The organism is Ruegeria sp. CDSC025 (genome assembly GCF_059610805.1).
This window is the reverse complement of record NZ_JBXWOJ010000015.1, coordinates 67,277-86,635: the sequence shown is the minus strand read 5'-3', so window position 1 is coordinate 86,635 and position 19,359 is coordinate 67,277. Positions and strand designations below refer to the sequence as shown.

The window sequence follows — 19,359 nt, the reverse complement described above, 5'->3', positions numbered from 1 at the left end:
GCGATGTATGTTGCCGTCAAAGGAGGCGAAAAGGCGATTGAGAATGCCCATGCCTGGTTGGCCGAAGAGCGCCGAGGCGCCCCGGATGTGGCCGAGCTTAGCCTGGTCCAGATCCGGGAGCAGCTGAGCCTGGCGGTGAACCGGGTGATGGCAGAAGGATCGCTGTATGATCCGGACCTTGCCGCACTGGCGATCAAACAGGCGCGTGGCGATCTGATCGAAGCGATCTTTCTGATCCGCGCCTATCGCACGACATTGCCGCGTTTTGGTTATTCCGAACCGGTTGAAACGGGCAATATGGCCTGTGACCGTCGGATATCGGCGACGTTCAAGGATGCGCCGGGCGGGCAGGTGCTGGGCCCGACATTCGACTACACCCACCGCCTGCTGGATTTCAAACTGGCTGCGGATGGCGAAACTCTACCCGCGCCCGAAGGTACGGCGCGACACGAGCCGACCCCGCATATCACCAAATTCCTCAAGAGTGAGGATATCATTCAGGACGAGCCGGTCAGTGATGCTACGCCCGGCGACTTGACCCGCGAGCCGCTGGAGTTTCCGGCGGGCCGTCCGCTGCGGTTGCAATCGCTGGCGCGCGGGGATGAAGGGTTTGTGTTGGGCATGGCCTATTCGACTCAGCGCGGCTATGCCCGCAACCACGCCTTTGTTGGCGAGCTGCGGATCGGCAAGGTCGCGGTCGAAATGGACATTCCCGAACTGGGCTTTGCCATCGAGATCGGCGAAGTCGAGTTGACCGAATGTGAGACGGTGAACCAGTTCCAAGGCTCAAAGACTGAGCCGCCACAGTTTACACGCGGCTATGGGCTCGTCTTTGGCCAGTCTGAACGCAAATCCATCGCCATGGCTCTGGTCGACCGGGCGCTGCGGTGGGAGGAGCTGGGCGAGGACAATCTGGGCGCACCTGCACAGGACGAGGAATTTGTCCTGAGCCACTCAGACAATATTCAGGCAACGGGTTTCCTCGAACATATCAAGCTGCCGCATTACGTGGATTTTCAATCCGAACTGGAACTGGTGCGCAAGCTGCGCCGCGAGGCCGAGGAACGGACTGCATCGAGGGAGGCTGCGGAATGAGCTCTGTACGCTTTGCCCTACAGGCTCGTCCTACGGTTCAAAAACCAGTCGTTGCCCTGATTGGGCGATTTCCTGCCGAATGCTTCGCGCGAATTCACGATTTCAAGCGATTCCCATTCGCACGAAAGGTCGCGGGCCATAGCCCCGAGGCGCCACTTTGCGCGAAAATTGCGCCAGATAAAATAGAGCATAATCGCCAAAAAGAGCGAACAAATACCAAATACGTTCATAAAAACACCAGAAACAAAATAGTTACATCAAATGACTGAATATAACTTCGCATATCTGGACGAACAAACCAAGCGGATGATCCGTCGGGCGATCCTCAAGGGGTTGGCTATTCCCGGATATCAGGTGCCATTTGCCAGCCGAGAGATGCCGATGCCTTATGGCTGGGGTACCGGAGGCGTGCAGGTATCTGCCGCAACTTTGACCCCGGACGATACGTTCAAGGTGATTGATCAGGGCGCGGATGATACGACCAATGCCGTGTCTATCCGTAAGTTTTTCGAGAATACGGCGGGCGTCGCCACCACCGAGGAAACCGAGAAGGCGACGGTCATCCAGACCCGCCACCGCATCCCCGAGGCGAAGCTGCGCGCGGATCAGATTCTTGTCTATCAAGTGCCGATCCCGGAACCGCTGCGGTTTCTGGAACCGCGCGAGACCGAGACACGCAAGATGCACAGCCTCGAAGAGTACGGGTTGATGCACGTGAAACTGTACGAAGACATCAGCCAGCATGGTGCGATCTCAACCGCTTATGCTTATCCTGTGATGGTCTCGGACCGTTATGTGATGGACCCGTCCCCCATCCCGAAATTCGACAACCCAAAGCTTGAGATGGACGCGATCCAGCTGTTTGGCGCGGGCCGCGAGCAACGTATCTACGCGGTGCCACCGCATACCAAGGTCGTCAGCCTCGATTTCCAGGACTACCCGTTCGAGGCCACCAAGGCCGACCATCCCTGTGATCTGTGCGGGGCCGAGGACAGCTATCTGGATGAAGTCATCATGGATGATGCAGGCACCCGCATGTTTGTTTGCTCGGACACTGATTATTGCCGGTCGCGCCGCGAGGCGGGCCATGTGGGCCGTTTGGCCAGAGAGGATGCCGCATGAAACGAGAAGATGTGCTTGGAATTGACCACCTTGGCCTTACGGTTTCGGACCTCGACGCCACGCGGACGTTCTTTGTCGATGCGCTGGCTTGGGAGGTCTTCGGCAGCAATCCGGATTATCCGGCGGTTTATGTGACCAATGGCGCGGCGAAGCTGACGCTTTGGCAGCAAAAAGGCAAGGGGCTACAGGGGTTTGACCGGCACAAGAACGTCGGGTTGCATCATGTTGCCTTGAAAGTTCCCGATGAAGAAGCGCTGACTGCGGTTTTCGATGCGGTCAAAGACTGGCCTGCCGTCGTTGTCGAGTTTGCACCTGAACCCTCGGGTTCAGGTCCGAAACTCCATTTCATGATCCGAGAGCCGGGCGGCAATCGGATCGAGTTTTCATATGACCCAAGGTGAATGAAATGACACCGCTGCTGAGTGTACAGGATATCAGAAAATCCTACGGGGCCCGTATCGGCTGTACCGATGTGAGTTTTGATCTCTATCCCGGCGAGGTGATGGGGATCGTGGGTGAGAGTGGTTCGGGCAAGTCAACCCTGCTGAACTGTCTGGCGGGTCATCTGGTGCCGGATGCGGGGCAGGTGATCTTTGACACTCGTGCAGACGGTCCGGTGGATACCGTGACCATGTCGGAACCTGAACGCCGGATGCTGAGCCGCACCGATTGGGCATTCGTGCACCAACATGCGCGCGATGGCTTGCGTATGTCTGTCAGTGCGGGCGGAAATATCGGCGAACGACTGATGGCCGTAGGTGACCGCCACTATGGCGATATCCGCGACAAGGCGATCGACTGGCTGGGTCGGGTTGAGATCGAAGCGGAGCGGGTTGATGATCGTCCGTCCGCGTTTTCCGGTGGCATGCAGCAGCGCCTGCAGATCGCGCGGAATCTTGTGACCGGCCCCAGGCTGGTCTTCATGGATGAACCGACTGGTGGTCTGGACGTCTCGGTACAGGCTCGCCTGTTGGACCTGTTGCGCGGGTTGGTTCGGGAAATGGGGCTGAGCGCCATCATTGTCACCCATGATCTTGCCGTTGTCCGTCTGCTGGCGGATCGGCTGATGGTGATGAAAGCCGGTCATGTGGTCGAGGCCGGATTGACTGATCAGGTTCTGGACGATCCGCAGCATGCCTATACGCAACTGCTGGTGTCCAGCGTGTTGCAGGTATGAGGGCCGGGACAATGATTGAACTGAACAATGTCAGCAAAAGCTTTACCCTGCACAATCAGGGGAGCGCGGTGATCCCGGTCATGCAGGGCGCTACGCTCAGGGTTGAACCGGGTGAGTGTGTGGCGCTGACCGGCGCGTCGGGGGCAGGTAAATCCACCTTGATGCGGGTGATCTATGGCAACTATCTGGCTGCCTCGGGTCAGGTTCTGGTCGGTGGTTTAGACGTCGCCAAGGCTGAACCGCGCGAGATCTTGACCCTGCGGCGCGAAACGCTGGGCTATGTCAGCCAGTTCCTGCGTGTTGTGCCCAGAGTGCCGACGCTTGAGGTCGTGGCCGAGCCGCTTCTTGCCGTTGGTTGCGATAAACAGAAGGCACTGGACAAGGCCGCGGGTCTGCTCGAGCGTCTGAATATTCCTGAACGGCTCTGGCCCCTTAGTCCGACGACCTTTTCGGGCGGCGAACAGCAGCGCGTGAACATCGCGCGCGGCTTTGCCCATGAATACCCGGCCATGCTGCTGGATGAACCCACAGCCAGTCTGGATGCGCAGAATCGTGAAACCGTCCTGTCCCTGATCCTTGAGGCGAAAGAGCGCGGAGCGGCGATTATCGGTATCTTCCATGATGTTGACGCGCGGAAGCAGGTTTGCGATCGCGAGATCAACGTTTCGCAATTCACGCCGGGAATTGCGGCATGACGCTTGCCCCGGTCATAGCGGTTGTCGGTCCGTCAGGTGTCGGCAAAGACAGTGTGATTGAGGCGTTAGAAGCCCGCGCAAAAGGTATCCAGCGGCTGCGCCGTGTCGTCACCCGCCCCGAAGGCGAAGCGGGGGAAGATTTCAAACGGGTCACCGATGACGCGTTTCGACAGATGGAAGATGAAGGCGCATTCGCGCTCAGCTGGCATGCACATGGGTTGCTCTATGGTGTGCCGAAAGAGATCGCGCAGCAACGTCAGGTGGCGGAGGCAGTTCTGGTCAACCTGTCGCGCGCTGTGTTGTTGCAGGCGCAAGAGATCTTTGGCGATCTGATTGTTGTCTCGTTGACGGCAGACGCGAGCGTTCTAGAGCAACGCTTGTCATTGCGCGGGCGCGAAAGTGACAGCGAACAGGCGCGTCGGTTGGGCCAGGCCAAGACCCCTTTGCCTAAGGGGCTGGTCCGGGTGATCGAGGTCGACAATTCTGGTGCTCTGCAGGATACGGTGGCCAAAATTTTGTCCCGCCTTCAGTTGGAAAGCGCATAGCGATGGATCAGGTGAAACCGTCCATCCTCGGCCTCGCCCATCAGGGCCAGATCCGCAATTCGAAAGGGTTTTGGCAAAAGCGGCCCCAGATGGTTTTCCAGGGTGCGCTGGACCGAAACAAGCACGGGCTTGTCCAACCTGCCGCTCAGGGTGATGTGAAACCGAAACGCGTTCAGCACATAAGGGTATCCCCATTTGACCAGGTTGGCGTCCTGATCCGGTGTCAGTCTGGAGGCGCGGCGACGGTCAAGTTCAGCCGCCGACGGTGGGGACCGGAACATATCAAGCTCTTGAACACAGGCGGCGGCCAACGCGTTCAGCGCGGCTGTGTCGCCAAGTGGTCGCAGGGCCAGAAACCGGCCAAGGCGGGCAATCTCAAGACCTTCCATCATGATTGCGCATTGGCTGGCAGCAAGGGTGGCGCAGGCCTCTTGCAACGCTGTGACGGATTGCCCCTCGCGCAGGCGGAACGGGGGTTTCATGGTCGCGTGCAGCCCGTATTTTCGCGGTACCTCCGTAACCGCTGCAACATCCACACCATCCAGCCCAGGATGGGCGACCTCGGTGCCAGCCTCCATGTCCCAGCCCAGCCAACGGGTTGCGAATTGCGTCCACTCCGCCGTGGCGGGTGGCGCAAAATAGATCGCGTATCGCGTGAATGTCACATTGGCCTCCTATTGCGTGGCCTTCCAATACCTCAAACTGTGTGAAGTTCAGATGACAGAAGAATTGATCCTTGCCAATGCCACGCTGATCCTGCCCGACGAAACCATTAACGGCAGCGTCCGGGTTCAGGGCGACAGCATCACCGAGATCGATACAGGCGCGGCGGTTCCAAGCGGTGCAATCGATTGTGAGGGTGACTATGTCAGCCCCGGTCTGGTCGAGCTGCACACAGACAATCTGGAACGTCATATCCAGCCCCGCCCCAAGGTCGACTGGCCCCATGCGGCGGCAATTCTTGCCCATGACGCCGAACTGGCCAGCACGGGCATCACAACCGTGTTCGATGCGATGCGCGTCGGGTCGATCCCGACTGGTCCGCGCTACAACAAATACGCACGTGGCCTGTCCCGCGAGCTGTGGCAGTTACGAGAGCAAGACGCCTTAAAAATCAGCCATTTCTTGCATTTGCGGGCCGAGTTGTGTTCAGAAACGCTGGTCGAAGAACTGGATGAATTCGGCCTCGAGGACCGTGTCGGGCTGGTGTCACTGATGGACCACACGCCCGGTCAGCGTCAATTCCGTGATATCTCAAAGCTCGAAAGTTATCTGAAAGGAAAGCTGGGGTTGGAGGGCAAGGAATTCCAGCAGCATGTCGCGGACCTCAAGGCGATGCGGGACAGGAACGGCGAAAAGCACGAGGTGGAAGCCGTAAAGGCGGCCAAACGTTTTGGGGCCATGCTGGCCAGCCATGACGACACCACCCGGGAACAGGTACATGTATCAGCGGGCCACGGTATCCGGCTGGCCGAATTCCCCACTACCGTCGAAGCGGCGCGGGCTTGCCATGATCACGGGATCAAGGTGATGATGGGGGCGCCAAATGTAATCCGGGGCGGGTCACATTCGGGGAATGTGGCCGCCAAAGAACTGGCCGATCTGGGACATCTGGATATTCTGTCTTCGGACTATGTGCCGGCCGCGTTGTTGCTGTCGGCGGCACGGCTGGGCGAGATGTGGGACAACATGGCCCGTGGACTGCGGACCGTTACGATGTCCCCGGCGCAGGTGGTCGGGCTGGAAGACCGTGGCGAGCTGCGCGCAGGCGCGCGCGCCGACGTCATTCGGTTCCGGATGCGTGAAGGGGCGCCTGCCCTGAACGGAGTGTGGTCGCGAGGGCGACGTGTGGCCTGATCAGGCCCTGTAGAAAAGGTATCGGTCGGGTGCGATGGTCTCCGGTCCGGTGATCTGTTCAAACCCAACCAGTGGTTGGCCGGATATCAGCAGCCCACCGGGCAGCATGACCTGAGAGATCAACGGGCTGAGCATCGCCGCCTCAGCCACATCATCCTGCTTGATACCGCGCCCGAAATCGTAATGTGCCAATGCTATTTTCGGGCCACCGGCTGCTAGTTTCTTTAACATAGGACCCGCTTCGCCCTGCAGAAAATCCTCTGCCGGAGGGGTGCTGGACGGGTGGCACTGTAAAATCCGGTCCATGACCCAGATGCGCCGGTCTGGTAGAATTTCACGTAGGTGATCATAGGTGCGGCCATTCCCCAAACCCATGTCCAGTATATCGCCGCTCGTATCTGTAATCTGATCGACCGCCCAGTTCAGCCCGTCGCGTTGGGCCGTCAGGCGGCGCAGCATTGAATCCAATCGGCTCATTCGGGTCTCCGTGATTTATCGTTTTTTGGGGCGGTCCAGACGGTCGCCGGACCATCCAGAAACCGCGTCAGAATGTCTCGCGTAAAGGACCAGATATCTTCATCATGCACCAGGTGATGCGTCAGGATCCCAAACGGCTCGGTATTGTCCGCAGGCCCTTCGCGCCGGTTCCGAAGCAGATCAGCAGTCTGCGCGATCAGCTTGTCCCGAGGGACCAACCCCCGTGACCCGCGCCAGTCGATCGGGTCCAGATGCGTGTTGATCTGCATCAGGCCAGGTGCCGCCATCTTTTCCTTTCGGGGCGTCGCAGTGGACAGGATTTGATATCCTAGGCCCGGCAATTCCTGAACCATCTCTGACGCGATCCGGTTCCAGGGTGGCACAAACATAGGGCACAGCTTGTCTGGGAACAGGCTCTGTAACCGGGTCAGCCCGGCCCGCGCATCGCTGCGGATGTCCTGAAAGGGGCGATGCAGTCGAAACTCTGATTTCTTCTCGTTTGTCGAAGCGTGGTTTTGATGGGCCCAGCCATGGACCACCGGTATCAATGCGGACGAGCCTTCGACATGGGTAACCAGATCTTCATCTGCGTCACGCGGAATAATCGCCAGATGTACCGGCAGTTCCAGTGATGCGGACAGCGCCTCTAGACGTTCCAACTGTGGCGTGACACAGACCGCGTCATCATCCCTCCACCACAGCGGCAGAGACAGCCCGTCCCGCCGCCACATATCAAGCTCGGTCATCAGGGGGTGCCAATCACCGGTCATGAGCGTGATCCAACAGTGATCTTACAATCTCAACAGACTTTTCTGCCCCGTTGAAACCTTGGCTGGTGCTTGGTCGTTTGGGGGCAGCTAGGATGGCCTCGACAGCCTGCGCCAGTGTTTCTCCGGTCAATTGGTCACTCGGCAATACGTCGATCGCGCTGAGCTTCGACAGGCTTTGGCTGCGCAAAGTCTGTTCGACTTCGCTTCCGTCGTCGAAGGGGATAAAGACCGAGGGTGTGCCAGACTGCAAGATGTCCAACGCAGTGTTGTAACCGCACATGCTGACCGACGCGGCGGCCAAGGGCAGCATTTGGCGAAAGTCCGGGCGCACCGGTTCTAACGTCACAGGGGCGTCGCCAGCCAGTTTTGTCAGGTGTTTTATACGTGCCGAGGCGTCCTGTCCGCCCACCAACAGGCGCCAGTGCATGTTGGGCATCTTTCGTGCGGCCTCGATGGCCGCCTGAAAGATCGGCTCGCCCACCGACCCACCGCCAGCGCTTACCAGAATCTCACCTTTACCAATCCCGTCGGGATGCGGGGTCGGTGCCGTAGGGGCCACGAACCCGGTATAGAACAGGCGATGCGCCAGACGTTCCGAGACTGGCCAGCTTACACTCAGCGGGATCATGCTTGGGTCTGAATGGACAAGGACACCGTCAAAGAGGTCAAGAATGATTTCCTCGGTGCGCTGGGCTTTGGCAGGTTTGGACGGGGGCGCCAGTATGTCCCTGACTGATCCCAAAATAACCGGACGGCGACCCTGTGCGTGGGCAGCATCCAACAGGGCGTCAAACTCATCCGCCAGGGATCTGCGACCAAAGGGGTACAGCTCGGTGATCAGCGCATCCGGGGCAAAGCTCCGCAGCGCCTCTGTCAGGGCAACCTTGCGAGCGTCGAAATAGGCAGGATGCGCGGCCTCATCCGTTTGCGTCAGCAATCGCGTGAAATTGGTGCCGTCCGAGCGCAATGGCGGCAGCCCTAGCAAGTCGATCCCGGTATGGTCCAGCTGCGGCGCGGGCATTCCGCCTGAGACGAGCAATACCTTGTGACCCTCAGCGGCAAAGGCCCGGCCCAATGTAAGCGCGCGGCTGAGATGTCCGGTGCCCAGCAGATGGGTCACAACGATCATCACCCTCATATGCGGGTCTCCTGCCGGATCAAACGGATAGGGTCAGTTTCGGGGCGCATGGACTCCATGTCCACGATATAGAGGCGGTTGCGCTTGATCTTAAAGGGGGCGGGGCCGTCAAAATCCCATCCCCAGGCGCGGGCCAGAATGACCCGCATGATACCAATATGGCAAACGGCTACGGTATTTTCGCCAAGACTGGCAAGCCAAGGTTCCAGCCGCTGCCAGATTTCGGCGGGGCTTTCGCCTCCGGGGGGTAGGAAATCCCAACCCCAATCCTCGATATGGCGATAACCGCTTGCGGGATCGGCAATGAGATCGGTGCCGTGCTGCCCCTCCCAAGCGCCCCAGTTCATTTCCATGAGGGCCTCGGACTTCAACGGTTCGCGCCCTGAAACCAGTTGTGCCGTCTGGGCCGCACGCGCCAAGGGACTGGACCAGACCATAGCCTGATCCCAAGGGGAGGGCAGGGAATAGCATGCCAGTTCTGTCCGAGCCTGTTCATCCAATGGAATATCGCTGCGCCCCTGAATGCGCCCGGCGCGGTTCCACGCCGTATGCCCGTGGCGCAATAGGGCGAGCTTGCTCATGTGGATGCCTCCAGCAAAGGATCAACAGCCGTCCAGAACCGATCAGTTGCATCGGGCATCAGGTGGCGCGCGGCTATATATGCGGCCGATTGGCTGCCTTGAGAAGACCGCAGTGCCGGATTGTCCAGAAGAGTGCGCAGCCTTGCGGCCAGCCCCTTGGCCCCTTCAGCAACCGAAGGATAGTCGGACGGCATCAGCACATCCCGAACGCCCGGCCTGTCCTGTGCAACAACGGGGATGCCATGGGCCTGAGCCTCTAGATAGATCATGCCATAAGCCTCATTCACGCCGGGCCAGACCATCAGGGATGCGGTAGCATAAGCCTTGCGCAGCGCGTCGCGATCAAGCTGCCCCAGAAACCGGACTTTCGTGCCAAACTTTGCCATCAGCGCTTCGATTTCGGCGCGGGCGGGACCATCGCCAGCAATAGACAGGGACCAATCGCCCTGCAGGTGGCGCAGTGCCTGTTCCAGCACCCGGTAAGAGGCCTGCTTGTCGCCGTGTCGCATCATGCCCACGGCCAGCATCGGGCCATCGCAGCTAGAGGCCTGCGGCAGCGAGGAGGCGGGAAGAAACGGCGGAAGCTCGACAAGCGCCTGATTTCCGAACTGCTCGCGTTCCAGCGTGATGAGGTCATTGGCGGTGTGATAAAAGATCACCCGGGCCGCGTCGCAGGCCTGATGGGCCGCTTGGGCAAACCCTGACCATGGCCCCTGAAGGCGGCTGTAGGCACGGGTGCTTTCAAGCTGAACATAGGGTATGTTTCGCGCCGTACTTACACGGGGTCCAATCAGATCAGGGGCCTTGTAATAATTGTGATAGGTCACCCATAGTGCAGTGTCAGCAGGCAGGTCGCAGGTCAGGCGCAGCACCTCGGCATCAGCCTCATGGCGCAGTTTGGCCTGGACCTCTTTGTCGCCGTGCTTGTCGAATACGCGCAGGTCCGAGGCCAGATCCACCGCATCCCCTCGGGCTTGGATTGCCAGAAGAAGATTTCGGGCCATTTCCCGGTCCCCCGACGGCACCGGGCTGTTGGGGGATTTCATCGGGGCGTAGAAGGCGATGCGCGGCATCAGCTCTTATGCGCGCCCAGCGCGCTTAACCTGGCAGACAAAAGCGCTATGCCCGGGTCCATGCGGAAGTCGGCGATCAGACGATCATAGGCAGCACCCGCCATTGCTGCAGCCTGCGCGGGGTTGGCCGCCAGCTGTGCAATCGCATTTGCCAGCGCGTCCGGATCGTCATCCGTCAGGACGCCATGCGTGCCTGTCTCGATAAACTCAGGAATCGCAGAAACGGGGGTCGACAGGATCGGCAGATACTGCGAGGCGGCTTCCATCAACACATTGGGCAAGCCATCCCGGTCCCCATCTGTGGCAATCCGGCTGGGCAGAACAAACAGGTCTGCTGTGCGCATCGCGGCGATGACCTCAGGTTGGTCACAGGCCCCTTTCCAGGTGATGCGCCCGGACAACCCGGCCGATGCGGCCCGGTTCTGCAAAGTATCACTCAGGCTTCCTCCGCCGATATGCGTCCAGTGCCAGTCAAGATCGTCCGGCAGCATGGCGAATGCATCAATCAGGCGATCGAAGCCTTTCTTTTCGACCAACCGCCCAACGGACAGCATATGAAAAGGGCAGTCAGCTCTGCGTAAGCCGCGTTCCGACGGGGCGGGAAAGCGGCCCAGGTCCAGCCCGTGATAGATCAGTTCAACCCGTGCCGGATCGTCGGCGAGGCTGCGCAGATGCTGGGCGCCGATCGCGGTGCAGGTTGCACCAAAAGCTGCTCCGTAAGTGTCGGAGTGCAACTTTTCCGATTTTTCCCAGTCCGGTGACGTCCAGATATCTTTTGCATGGGCTGAAAAGCTCCACGGAAGGCCGCGCATGATCGCGGCATAGCGCGCGACCGACGAGGGCGTATGCATGAAATGCGCATAGAGAACCTGTGTGCTGGCGGGCAATTCCGCAGCCAGAACGCAGGCCTGACCGAACCGACGGATGCGGTTATGCGTGGGATCGCGGCGCAAATCAGCGCGCCAGACCTTATAGGCCGCGCCATATCCCGGCAGACGCTGCGCTTGTTCGCGGGCAGCCCATATGCGCTGAGGTTCTTGATACAGATATTCCGGCAGGTACCGAACCTGGCCACGAAACCTGTCGTGCAGCGGATGCCGTTTCACATCGGTTGGATGACGCAGGGACCAGATGTCGAACTGATGGCCGGCCTCTTGTAGAGCAACAAGTTCCTGCGCGATGAACGTTTCGGACAGGCGCGGCCACCCTTTGACCAACACCGCCAGATTGGGCGCGCCTGCGGTCATCCGGTTGCCCGTTCCTGTTCCTGATTCAGCAATACCTCAATACGACCGGTGACATAGTCCAACCCGTCCAGCAGGCCCTGTTCAATGGCCTGAGACGGCAATGGCTGATGTGGTAGGTCGCGAATGGCACGGACCATGGAATCGGTTGTTAGCCCGTCACGGAACTCGTCCAACATCCGGATCAGTCCCAGATCCTCGGCGCGTGAGGCACGGATCCACTGTTCCATACGCGGACTGGTCCGTGGAACAATGACGGCGCGTTTGTCAAAGGACAGGACCTCGCAGAACGTATTATACCCACCCATACAGACGACGCCAGCCGCGCCGTGGAACAGCGTTTCGATCTGGGATTCAAAGCCGACGGCGGTCACACGCCCGTTCAAGGCAGCCACACGTGTTTCGAATTCGTCCCGCAGATCACCAGACAGGAACGGGCCATAGACCAATACCGCGCGTGGTGACAGGTCGGGGTCCTTTTCGTAAGCCGAAAGAACCAGGTTCACCATCGCCTTGCCGTCCCCACCACCACCTGGGGTAATCAGGATATAGGGCTGCTCCGGTGGGGTACCGATTGGCCCCAGATCACGACGCAAATAGCCAGTCCAGTGAATGCGCGACTGGGCCGCGTGATTCAGAGGCAGCCCCTTGGTCGGATCATAGATCGAACGCAGCCCGTAAACCCAGATTTCATGATAGAATCTTTCGGTCGCTGCAGTTGCCTCTTTCCGTTCCCACTCTGCGGCCAGAACTTCGGGTTCATCCAGAACATCACGCAAACCCAGCACCAGTTTCGTGCGCTGCGAGAGCAAAAGGTTTTCGAGTGTTGGCAATAGCTCGCCGCGGAACCCGGTGGGTTCTTTGTCTACGATCAGAATGTCCGGGTCAAACTGCTGAACGGCGGTCTGAATCAACCCCGATCGCAACTCGGTCACCTCGTCGATCCCCATCCCTATTGTCTGAGACGCGTATGACCCGTCCGCCCGTTTGGTCACGCCAGGCAGACGCACGTGGTCGACCCTGCGCGGAAATGTGAACCGGCCAGCGACAGGCGATCCGGTCAAGATCAGGGATGATGCCGTTGGATCCGCCTGCGTAATTGCGGCGGCCAGTGCACGAGACCTGCGCAGATGGCCCAGCCCGAACGTGTCATGGCTGTAGAACAGGATCCGTGGCGCGCGGCCAGTAGTATCGTTTTGTCTTCCTAGGCTCATGCCTTCGCCTGTCTTAAGTGTCTTGGTGTCGGTCCGCGCATCGGCACCTGTTAGCTTATCGTCTTTCACCCGTCTTGCCAAAGGGCCTTGTGACCCGCCGACTGGAAGGGACTGCGTAAAACGTCAGCCATTCCTCTGGTAAGCCGCAAGGTGCCTTTTCGTTTTTGCGCAAAGACCTTAGCTGCTTGCCCGAAAGTGTATGCCCAGCCCGTCATATTCAGTTTTGAAGCGGATGAAAACATCCGATTCCAACTCATTGCACCCGGAACACGCCTGTGCACTTTATCGGGACCGCAGCGGCGCACAAATTGAAGTGTTCGGAAAGCTTCTGTAACCTGCGACAACATGCGACCCGGAAGCGAGAATTCATGAGATTTAACCTATTGGCTGCAATGGCCCTGTTCGTCTGGGTGGCTATGCTATCTCTGGGGTCGGAAGCGACGGCGCAGACTTCGCTTATACCCGGGTATGGTTCGGGGTCTGGCACAACATCTGAAGCAGATAAGGAAAGCGAACTGGCTGACGCGATCCGATCAGCCACCGAAGCGGGTGCAAGCGTCATCGTCATCGACAGCGCCGGTCAGCTTGTCTCATCTGGTGGCAATGCCGCCTCGACGCACGACGATATCGCCCATGACCCGATGTCCGAAGGGTCACAGTTGATGAAGGCGCAAGAGCGGTTCTCGAAGTTCCGCGAGTCGATGGAGTCGCGCCTGCAGGCTTTGCCGTATTCGATCTTCGAAGTGCAATATGTTTTGCGAGAGACCAGTCCGGACGGCCGAATACAGACCTATGTCGAAGTGTTGGGCTGGAATATACTCTTCCTTCTTCTGGGGCGCTGGCTGTCGATAGAAATCTACGGCAAGCGTCTTGCAAAAAGGCTGGTGGTGGCGCGGTCAAAAGAAGATCCGCAGGGCTATCGCGAAAAAATGCCCTTTCTGGTCTTTCGCTTTTTCATGGGTGTTGGGGCCACGATCTTCGCGATGCTGATGGCCCTGATCGTGGGCTATCTGATCTTTGGCGAGGCTGAAGATCTTTCGATTCAGTTCACGACCACCGCCATATTTACGGCATTCTTTCTTGCACGCACAGTTTCCGATCTTTGGCGTATGGTGTTGTCTCCTTACCTCAGTCAGTACCGGCTGCCGCCCTTTTCCGACCGGGAGGCAAAACGCCTTTACGTCTGGGCCTCGGCAATCGCGACATATGATATCTCGGTGGTATTGTTTTCTACCTGGGTTGCGGATTTTGGTTTGAACTACAATGTCTATGCGATGGTCTATGGCGGCCTGACCATGTTTGGCGCCTTGGGCAATGTTCTGATGATTCTGTTCAACGCGCGCGCCATCTCGAACGCGATCCGAGGCGGGCGGTCAAAGGAACAGGTATCCTGGATTTTGCGCCTGATATCGATTGCCTGGGCGCCGGTTCTGGCAGTTTATATCGTGTTCAGCTGGTTCAAACTGGCTGTTGATCTGGTGCTTGAGAACGAGAATTCCATTCCGATTGTTGCCAGCAGCTATGCCATCTTCATGTCTGTGGTCATTGCCTATGGCGCGATGAACTATCTGCTTGAACGCTACTTCGTCCGCAATCGCCAGATTGAAGAGCTGAACGCAGAGACTGGTGTCGGTGTTGAAGAGGATGAGGTTCCTCAAACCCCGCAAGCGGAAAAGAGAAAGCACTCGATCGTCACCTATGAGGATCTGGCGCGACGTGTGGCCGGTATCCTGGCATTTGTCGTCGGGTTATATGCTCTGGTTGTGATCTGGAATCCTGACGCAAGCTGGAGCGAAGACCTACCTATTGAACGGGCTCTGGACGTGATGGTTATCCTGTTCATGGGCTACATCTTGTTCCATTTCTTCCGTGTCTGGATTGATACCAAGATTGCTGAGGAAGAAGACGTAGCCGGTGGAGAGGTTGAACTGGGCGACGAGGGCGGGGAAGGCGGGCAAAGCCGTCTTGCGACACTGCTGCCGTTGTTCCGTGGCGCAATTCTGGCGGTTGTTGTTGTGACCATCGTTCTGATTGTCCTGATGGAATTGGGTATCAATGTCAGCCCGCTGTTCGCCGGTGCCGGTGTCGTGGGTCTGGCCGTTGGGTTCGGGTCGCAAACGCTTGTCCGGGATATATTCTCGGGCGCGTTCTTCCTGATGGATGATGCCTTCCGCAAAGGCGAATATATCGACATTGGCGATGTGAAGGGGACGGTCGAGAAAATCTCGGTCCGGTCGTTCCAGTTGCGGCACCATCTGGGCGCACTGAATACGATCCCCTTTGGCGAGATCAAGGTTCTTACCAACTATTCGCGTGATTGGGTGATCATGAAGCTGCCCCTGCGGGTGACCTATGACACCGATGTCGAAAAAGTACGGAAACTCATCAAGAATTTGGGCCAAGAGCTTTTGAGCGATCCGGTGATTGGGGATAACTTTATCCAGCCGTTGAAATCGCAGGGCGTGATCGAAATGCAGGATTCGGCGATGATTATTCGGGTCAAGTTCATGACCAAGCCGGGCGATCAGTGGCTGGTGCGTAAGAAGGTCTATCAGGATATCCGCGAATTGTTTGCTCGCGAAGGGATCAAGTTTGCTCATCGTGAGGTGACCGTCAGGCTTGCTGACGGAAAAGAGGCCGAAAACCTGACACCGCAGGAACGCGAAGCGGTGACCGGTGCAGTGCATGCGGCCATCGACGAGGATTATCTGGACGATATCGGTCCTGGAGGCGACGATCGCTAGGGACCGCACCCGCCTCTTTGGGCTGCGTCTTTGACGAGACCCCTTCCAAAGCGTTGGGCCGGACCGCGCGGCTGCCGGCGAGGGTGTAGGCGTAGGGCTATGACCAGGTGGCGCTCGACGTGCCCAGCTTGCTTGCGGGCAGGTCCCACGACATCTGGGCCGGACCAACCGAGAGCGCGGGCTTCAACCTGTGGCCCGGTCCCCATCCAGAGGTTTCGGTCTTGGTCGTGAAATCAGCAGGAACCGAAGCGCCAATTTCTGTCTTGGTGTCGAACTTGCCTAGAATGGTCAGCAGGTCAGCCGAGCGTGCCAGCGACAATCGGGCCTGCATGATCGGCGCACCCTTCGCGGCTTCGGACAATGCTGACAGGACGGCGGCAGCCATCAGATATCCAGTCGCGTGGTCCAGCGCCTGCACCGGCAGGGGTGTCGGCTTGTCTGCACCGGCCCATACCCGACCTGCATCGGCAATCCCGCTGCTCATCTGTACGAGGCTGTCAAATCCGCGCCGCGAAGACCAAGGGCCTTGCCAGCCATAGGCATTCAGTGTGACTTCTACTCTGTTCGGGGCAAGCTCGTCCCGTTTGGCTTGGGTGAGGCCCAGCGCGTCCAATGCGCCAGGGCGATAGCCGTGAATGAAGACATCCGCCTGGGTCAGCAAGCCGTGTAGCAACTCGATCCCTGCGGGGGATTTCAGGTCCAGATAGGCACAGCGCTTACCCAGAGAAATATCCGGGATCACACCCGGCTCGTCCCAGTCCGGAGGATCAATGCGCAGAACCTCTGCCCCGAACCCCGCCAGAGTTCTAGTTGAAACCGGACCGGCCAGAACGCGGGTCAGATCAAGCACGCGCAGACCTGCCAGCGGGCGCTTGGCCGTTGCCTCTGGCCGGTCGCGAAGCTTAATCTGTCGGGGTTTGTGCCATCCGATCAGCGGGTCCCGTGAAACCGCGCGCCCCTGTGGATGATCCTGCCATTCCCCGCGGCTGCGCATGGCGGCTGCGACACCGCCCTCAGCCACGACAGCGTTTTCAAGACTGGCTGCCGACATAGTTGCAACAGCCTTTGTAACCGCGTCCCGATCTCCTTTGACCTTCAGGACTTTCAGGGCGGCCGCACGGTGCTGAGGCAGGTTCGTGTGCAATCTGATCCAACCGTCATTGGCAAGGTAATCACCGGCGATACTGTCCCAGAGGTTGGGCATTTCCCAGCCATCGGGTTTGAAAGAATATCCGTACCAGAGAGACGCCAACCGGTGATCGACCAAAATCTCGGGCGGGCATTGGGTCAGGTTCAGCGCGCCCATCAGGCGTGCCAGTTCCTGACCAACAGCCGCAAAGCTGGCGGTCGCCAGTTCGGAGACTGCATACACGCTGGGTCGGGCTCCGGTGCCGGTTGTCCGATACCCTTCGGGTGATGGCAGTACGGATAACAGCGTCATTGCTGATATGGATCCAGGCTGTCACGAAGCCCGTCACCCAGAAAGTTGAATGCCAGCACGATGACAATGATCGGCAGCATCGGGATGGCCGTCCAGGGGTAGATCTCGATCGACGCAAGGTTCTGCGCATCATTCAGCATCACACCCCAGCTGACGGCCGGGGCGCGCAGCCCAAGCCCAAGGAAGCTGAGCGCCGTTTCGCCCAGGATCATTGCCGGGATCGACAGGGTTGCCGATGCGATCAGGTGCGACATGAAGTTGGGTAGCAGGTGCTTGCGGATCACCCGGCCCGAGCTTGCTCCCATCATTTCGGCTGCACGTACGTATTCTTCTTCGCGCAACGATAGGAATTTGGCACGAACAGATCGCGCAAGGCCAGGCCAGTCGAGAATCCCCAGGATAATCGAGATGATGAAGAATACCGCGACCGGGCTCCAATTCGAGGGGACCGCCGCTGATAGCGCGAGCCAAAGGGGCAATTCAGGTAGTGAGCGCAGAATTTCGATTATACGGTTAATCACCCAGTCGATTCTGCCGCCAAAATATCCCGCAATCGAGCCGAACAGGATACCAAGAAAGAAGGACACTGAAATCCCGATCAGACCCACCGTCAATGACAGCTGGGCGCCAAAGAGGATACGGCTGAATACATCACGGCCTAGACGATCCGACCCCCAAAGGAACAAAGTCGCGTCTTCAGGCGCGCAGAACAGATGCGTGTCCGACTTGATCAGACCCGCCAGCTTGTACTCGGCCCCTTCGCAGAAAAACTTGATTGGCCGCGGTGTGTCGGTGTCGGCAACGAACTTCCACTGGAAGGTCTCCAGATCCGCCTCGGCCACCATCGAATAGACATAAGGCCCGATGAATTTGCCCTCATGGAACCAGTTGATGCTTTGCGGCGGGGCATAGAGGTGCTCGTCATTACGTTCATTCGGGCCATAAGGCGCGATGAAACCCGCAAAGGGCAGCATGAGATAGCACAGCAACAGGAAGACGCCGGAAATCAGGCCCAGCTTGTGGGTTCGGAATTTGCGCCAGACCAGAATCCAGTTCGGAGCATCCAAATCGGCGCGCTCAAGCTGTTGCAGGGCGGCATCGGGATCGAATGGGGCGTCGTCGACATAGCGACCATCAGGATGTTGGGTCATGCTTCACGCCCCTCATATCGGATGCGCGGGTCCAGCATGACCAGCAGAATGTCAGAGATCATCGTACCGATCAGTGTCAGCAAAGCCACAAACATTAGGATGAAGGCGGACAGGAACTGGTCCTGGGTTTTCAGCGCGGTCAGCAATGTCGGGCCGATTGTCTGAAGGCCCAGAACAACCGATACCAGAACAGAGCCGGAGACCATCGAAGGCAGCAGGTTTCCGATATCCGCGACAAAGGGGTTGAAGGCCACACGCAGCGGATATTTGGTCAGCATCCGCGACGGGGCCATGCCTTTGGCAATGGCGGTTTCCACATAGGGTTTGCCCAGCTCATCCAGCATATTCGCCCGTAATCGCTGCATCATCGCCGAAGCGCCAGATGTGCCGATCACAAAGGTCGGTACGATCAAATGGACGAGGATGGATTTCAGCTTTTCCCAACTCATCGGCAGCCCTTCAAAGGACGGGTCCATCAGGCCTCCGATTGGTAGGTTGAAATAGCGGTGCCCATAGTAAAACAGGATTAGTGCCAGTAGAAAGTTCGGCGTTGCCAGACCCAAATAGCCTACAAAGGCCGAGGTATAGTCGATCCAGGTCCGCGACTTCGCGGCTGCAAGGACACCCAGTGGCAAGGCCACCGCATATACGAACAGGATGGCGGCCAGATTGACCACGACGGTCAGCCACAGCGTGTCGCCCACGATTTCTGCGACAGGGCGGTCAAATTCAAAGGACCAGCCGTAGTTGCCTTGCACCAGCCCATCGAACCCATGCGGGCCAGGCCAGAAACCGATCCAGATCAGATATTGCTCCCACATGGGGCGATCCAGAGCATATTCCGCGCGCAGGAATTCTGCCTTGGCCACACCCGCCGATTGTCCGGACGCCTGCAGTTCAGCGATCTGATTGCTGAGATAGTCGCCCGGGGGCAGGTTGATAATCACGAATACCAGAACCGACACCACCAGAAGGGTCAGCAGCATCGTGAAAAAGCGATAGACTGCATAGCGCAGCATGACCATGTGGCTGCTC

Annotated in this window: 20 protein-coding genes; 8 read left to right on the top strand and 12 right to left on the bottom strand. The window is 58.6% G+C overall.

The genetic code is table 11. The features are described from left to right. Positions 1-3: 3 nt before the first annotated feature. On the top strand, positions 4-1,095 hold the full coding sequence (locus AC2FH8_RS17810; RefSeq protein WP_281995916.1) for a carbon-phosphorus lyase complex subunit: 1,092 nt from the start codon (positions 4-6) through the stop codon (positions 1,093-1,095). A 17-nt stretch (positions 1,096-1,112) separates the two neighbouring features. Here AC2FH8_RS17810 and AC2FH8_RS17805 read toward each other — a convergent pair whose 3' ends face one another. After that, on the bottom strand, positions 1,113-1,325 hold the full coding sequence (locus AC2FH8_RS17805) for a hypothetical protein (protein ID WP_271951519.1): 213 nt from the start codon (positions 1,323-1,325) through the stop codon (positions 1,113-1,115). A 31-nt stretch (positions 1,326-1,356) separates the two neighbouring features. Between AC2FH8_RS17805 and AC2FH8_RS17800 the strand changes: the two genes are divergently transcribed. Genes AC2FH8_RS17800 through phnN form a run of 5 tightly spaced genes read left to right on the top strand, consistent with a single transcriptional unit; the run spans position 1,357 to position 4,634 of the window. After that, entirely contained in the window at positions 1,357-2,217 is an 861-nt protein-coding gene (locus tag AC2FH8_RS17800; RefSeq protein WP_142639343.1) for an alpha-D-ribose 1-methylphosphonate 5-phosphate C-P-lyase PhnJ, read from the top strand. Beyond that, complete coding sequence (locus tag AC2FH8_RS17795; protein WP_496690385.1) at positions 2,214-2,618, top strand: VOC family protein; 405 nt, start codon at positions 2,214-2,216, stop codon at positions 2,616-2,618. Before AC2FH8_RS17800 ends, AC2FH8_RS17795 begins: the two co-directional genes overlap by 4 nt. Before the next feature lie 5 nt (positions 2,619-2,623). Next, on the top strand, positions 2,624-3,394 hold the full coding sequence (gene phnK / locus AC2FH8_RS17790; RefSeq protein ID WP_271951522.1) for a phosphonate C-P lyase system protein PhnK: 771 nt from the start codon (positions 2,624-2,626) through the stop codon (positions 3,392-3,394). An 11-nt stretch (positions 3,395-3,405) separates the two neighbouring features. Continuing rightward, on the top strand, positions 3,406-4,089 hold the full coding sequence (gene phnL / locus AC2FH8_RS17785) for a phosphonate C-P lyase system protein PhnL (RefSeq protein ID WP_496690384.1): 684 nt from the start codon (positions 3,406-3,408) through the stop codon (positions 4,087-4,089). Then, complete coding sequence (gene phnN / locus AC2FH8_RS17780; protein WP_496690383.1) at positions 4,086-4,634, top strand: phosphonate metabolism protein/1,5-bisphosphokinase (PRPP-forming) PhnN; 549 nt, start codon at positions 4,086-4,088, stop codon at positions 4,632-4,634. The genes phnL and phnN overlap by 4 nt, the downstream gene beginning before the upstream one ends. Here phnN and AC2FH8_RS17775 read toward each other — a convergent pair. Beyond that, on the bottom strand, positions 4,616-5,299 hold the full coding sequence (locus AC2FH8_RS17775) for a DUF1045 domain-containing protein (protein ID WP_496690382.1): 684 nt from the start codon (positions 5,297-5,299) through the stop codon (positions 4,616-4,618). The two genes, phnN and AC2FH8_RS17775, sit on opposite strands and share 19 nt — an antisense overlap. A 52-nt stretch (positions 5,300-5,351) precedes the next feature. Between AC2FH8_RS17775 and AC2FH8_RS17770 the strand changes: the two genes are divergently transcribed. Beyond that, the gene (locus AC2FH8_RS17770) at positions 5,352-6,491 is read left to right on the top strand and encodes an alpha-D-ribose 1-methylphosphonate 5-triphosphate diphosphatase (protein WP_496690381.1); all 1,140 of its coding nucleotides are present in this window, start codon (positions 5,352-5,354) and stop codon (positions 6,489-6,491) included. On the opposite strand, the gene AC2FH8_RS17765 is transcribed toward AC2FH8_RS17770, so the two are convergent. The 7 genes from AC2FH8_RS17765 to AC2FH8_RS17735 are packed head-to-tail and all read right to left on the bottom strand — an operon-like array spanning position 6,492 to position 12,988. Further along, positions 6,492-6,968, bottom strand: coding sequence for a class I SAM-dependent methyltransferase (locus tag AC2FH8_RS17765; RefSeq protein WP_496690380.1), 477 nt, complete (start codon positions 6,966-6,968; stop codon positions 6,492-6,494). Next, positions 6,965-7,738 carry a polysaccharide deacetylase family protein gene (locus AC2FH8_RS17760; protein ID WP_282027595.1) on the bottom strand — a complete coding sequence of 258 codons (774 nt, stop codon included), beginning with the start codon at positions 7,736-7,738 and terminating at the stop codon, positions 6,965-6,967. The genes AC2FH8_RS17765 and AC2FH8_RS17760 overlap by 4 nt, the downstream gene beginning before the upstream one ends. Continuing rightward, complete coding sequence (locus AC2FH8_RS17755; protein WP_282027596.1) at positions 7,728-8,876, bottom strand: glycosyltransferase family protein; 1,149 nt, start codon at positions 8,874-8,876, stop codon at positions 7,728-7,730. Before AC2FH8_RS17755 ends, AC2FH8_RS17760 begins: the two co-directional genes overlap by 11 nt. Continuing rightward, complete coding sequence (locus AC2FH8_RS17750) at positions 8,873-9,457, bottom strand: histidine phosphatase family protein (protein ID WP_282027597.1); 585 nt, start codon at positions 9,455-9,457, stop codon at positions 8,873-8,875. Before AC2FH8_RS17750 ends, AC2FH8_RS17755 begins: the two co-directional genes overlap by 4 nt. Next, a complete protein-coding gene (locus tag AC2FH8_RS17745) occupies positions 9,454-10,530 on the bottom strand; it encodes a glycosyltransferase family 4 protein (RefSeq protein ID WP_282027598.1) in 1,077 nt (358 codons plus the stop codon). Before AC2FH8_RS17745 ends, AC2FH8_RS17750 begins: the two co-directional genes overlap by 4 nt. Beyond that, complete coding sequence (locus AC2FH8_RS17740) at positions 10,530-11,777, bottom strand: glycosyltransferase (RefSeq protein WP_496690379.1); 1,248 nt, start codon at positions 11,775-11,777, stop codon at positions 10,530-10,532. The genes AC2FH8_RS17745 and AC2FH8_RS17740 overlap by 1 nt, the downstream gene beginning before the upstream one ends. Continuing rightward, positions 11,774-12,988 (bottom strand): glycosyltransferase family protein, encoded by a 1,215-nt coding sequence (locus AC2FH8_RS17735; RefSeq protein ID WP_185956733.1) that lies wholly within the window; start codon positions 12,986-12,988, stop codon positions 11,774-11,776. The genes AC2FH8_RS17740 and AC2FH8_RS17735 overlap by 4 nt, the downstream gene beginning before the upstream one ends. 368 nt (positions 12,989-13,356) lie before the next feature. Between AC2FH8_RS17735 and AC2FH8_RS17730 the strand changes: the two genes are divergently transcribed. Continuing rightward, the gene (locus AC2FH8_RS17730) at positions 13,357-15,732 is read left to right on the top strand and encodes a mechanosensitive ion channel domain-containing protein (RefSeq protein ID WP_496690378.1); all 2,376 of its coding nucleotides are present in this window, start codon (positions 13,357-13,359) and stop codon (positions 15,730-15,732) included. 97 nt (positions 15,733-15,829) lie between these two features. Here the strand turns inward: AC2FH8_RS17730 and AC2FH8_RS17725 are convergent, their stop codons facing one another. From AC2FH8_RS17725 to AC2FH8_RS17715, 3 genes are read right to left on the bottom strand one after another with little or no spacing between them, the layout of a single operon-like run. Beyond that, the gene (locus AC2FH8_RS17725; protein ID WP_496690377.1) at positions 15,830-17,173 is read right to left on the bottom strand and encodes a CoA transferase; all 1,344 of its coding nucleotides are present in this window, start codon (positions 17,171-17,173) and stop codon (positions 15,830-15,832) included. After that, the gene (locus tag AC2FH8_RS17720) at positions 17,170-18,324 is read right to left on the bottom strand and encodes an ABC transporter permease (protein ID WP_281995905.1); all 1,155 of its coding nucleotides are present in this window, start codon (positions 18,322-18,324) and stop codon (positions 17,170-17,172) included. Before AC2FH8_RS17720 ends, AC2FH8_RS17725 begins: the two co-directional genes overlap by 4 nt. Beyond that, on the bottom strand, positions 18,321-19,349 hold the full coding sequence (locus AC2FH8_RS17715) for an ABC transporter permease (protein ID WP_271951540.1): 1,029 nt from the start codon (positions 19,347-19,349) through the stop codon (positions 18,321-18,323). The genes AC2FH8_RS17720 and AC2FH8_RS17715 overlap by 4 nt, the downstream gene beginning before the upstream one ends. Positions 19,350-19,359: the final 10 nt, after the last annotated feature.

Coding starts and splice junctions, on each gene's coding strand:
- AC2FH8_RS17810 (WP_281995916.1), top strand. CDS start 4: ATGTATGTTGCCGTCAAAGGAGGCGAAAAGGCGATTGAGAATGCCCAT.
- AC2FH8_RS17805 (WP_271951519.1), bottom strand. CDS start 1,325: ATGAACGTATTTGGTATTTGTTCGCTCTTTTTGGCGATTATGCTCTAT.
- AC2FH8_RS17800 (WP_142639343.1), top strand. CDS start 1,357: ATGACTGAATATAACTTCGCATATCTGGACGAACAAACCAAGCGGATG.
- AC2FH8_RS17795 (WP_496690385.1), top strand. CDS start 2,214: ATGAAACGAGAAGATGTGCTTGGAATTGACCACCTTGGCCTTACGGTT.
- phnK (WP_271951522.1), top strand. CDS start 2,624: ATGACACCGCTGCTGAGTGTACAGGATATCAGAAAATCCTACGGGGCC.
- phnL (WP_496690384.1), top strand. CDS start 3,406: ATGATTGAACTGAACAATGTCAGCAAAAGCTTTACCCTGCACAATCAG.
- phnN (WP_496690383.1), top strand. CDS start 4,086: ATGACGCTTGCCCCGGTCATAGCGGTTGTCGGTCCGTCAGGTGTCGGC.
- AC2FH8_RS17770 (WP_496690381.1), top strand. CDS start 5,352: ATGACAGAAGAATTGATCCTTGCCAATGCCACGCTGATCCTGCCCGAC.
- AC2FH8_RS17765 (WP_496690380.1), bottom strand. CDS start 6,968: ATGAGCCGATTGGATTCAATGCTGCGCCGCCTGACGGCCCAACGCGAC.
- AC2FH8_RS17760 (WP_282027595.1), bottom strand. CDS start 7,738: ATGACCGGTGATTGGCACCCCCTGATGACCGAGCTTGATATGTGGCGG.
- AC2FH8_RS17755 (WP_282027596.1), bottom strand. CDS start 8,876: ATGAGGGTGATGATCGTTGTGACCCATCTGCTGGGCACCGGACATCTC.
- AC2FH8_RS17750 (WP_282027597.1), bottom strand. CDS start 9,457: ATGAGCAAGCTCGCCCTATTGCGCCACGGGCATACGGCGTGGAACCGC.
- AC2FH8_RS17745 (WP_282027598.1), bottom strand. CDS start 10,530: ATGCCGCGCATCGCCTTCTACGCCCCGATGAAATCCCCCAACAGCCCG.
- AC2FH8_RS17740 (WP_496690379.1), bottom strand. CDS start 11,777: ATGACCGCAGGCGCGCCCAATCTGGCGGTGTTGGTCAAAGGGTGGCCG.
- AC2FH8_RS17735 (WP_185956733.1), bottom strand. CDS start 12,988: ATGAGCCTAGGAAGACAAAACGATACTACTGGCCGCGCGCCACGGATC.
- AC2FH8_RS17730 (WP_496690378.1), top strand. CDS start 13,357: ATGAGATTTAACCTATTGGCTGCAATGGCCCTGTTCGTCTGGGTGGCT.
- AC2FH8_RS17725 (WP_496690377.1), bottom strand. CDS start 17,173: ATGACGCTGTTATCCGTACTGCCATCACCCGAAGGGTATCGGACAACC.
- AC2FH8_RS17720 (WP_281995905.1), bottom strand. CDS start 18,324: ATGACCCAACATCCTGATGGTCGCTATGTCGACGACGCCCCATTCGAT.
- AC2FH8_RS17715 (WP_271951540.1), bottom strand. CDS start 19,349: ATGGTCATGCTGCGCTATGCAGTCTATCGCTTTTTCACGATGCTGCTG.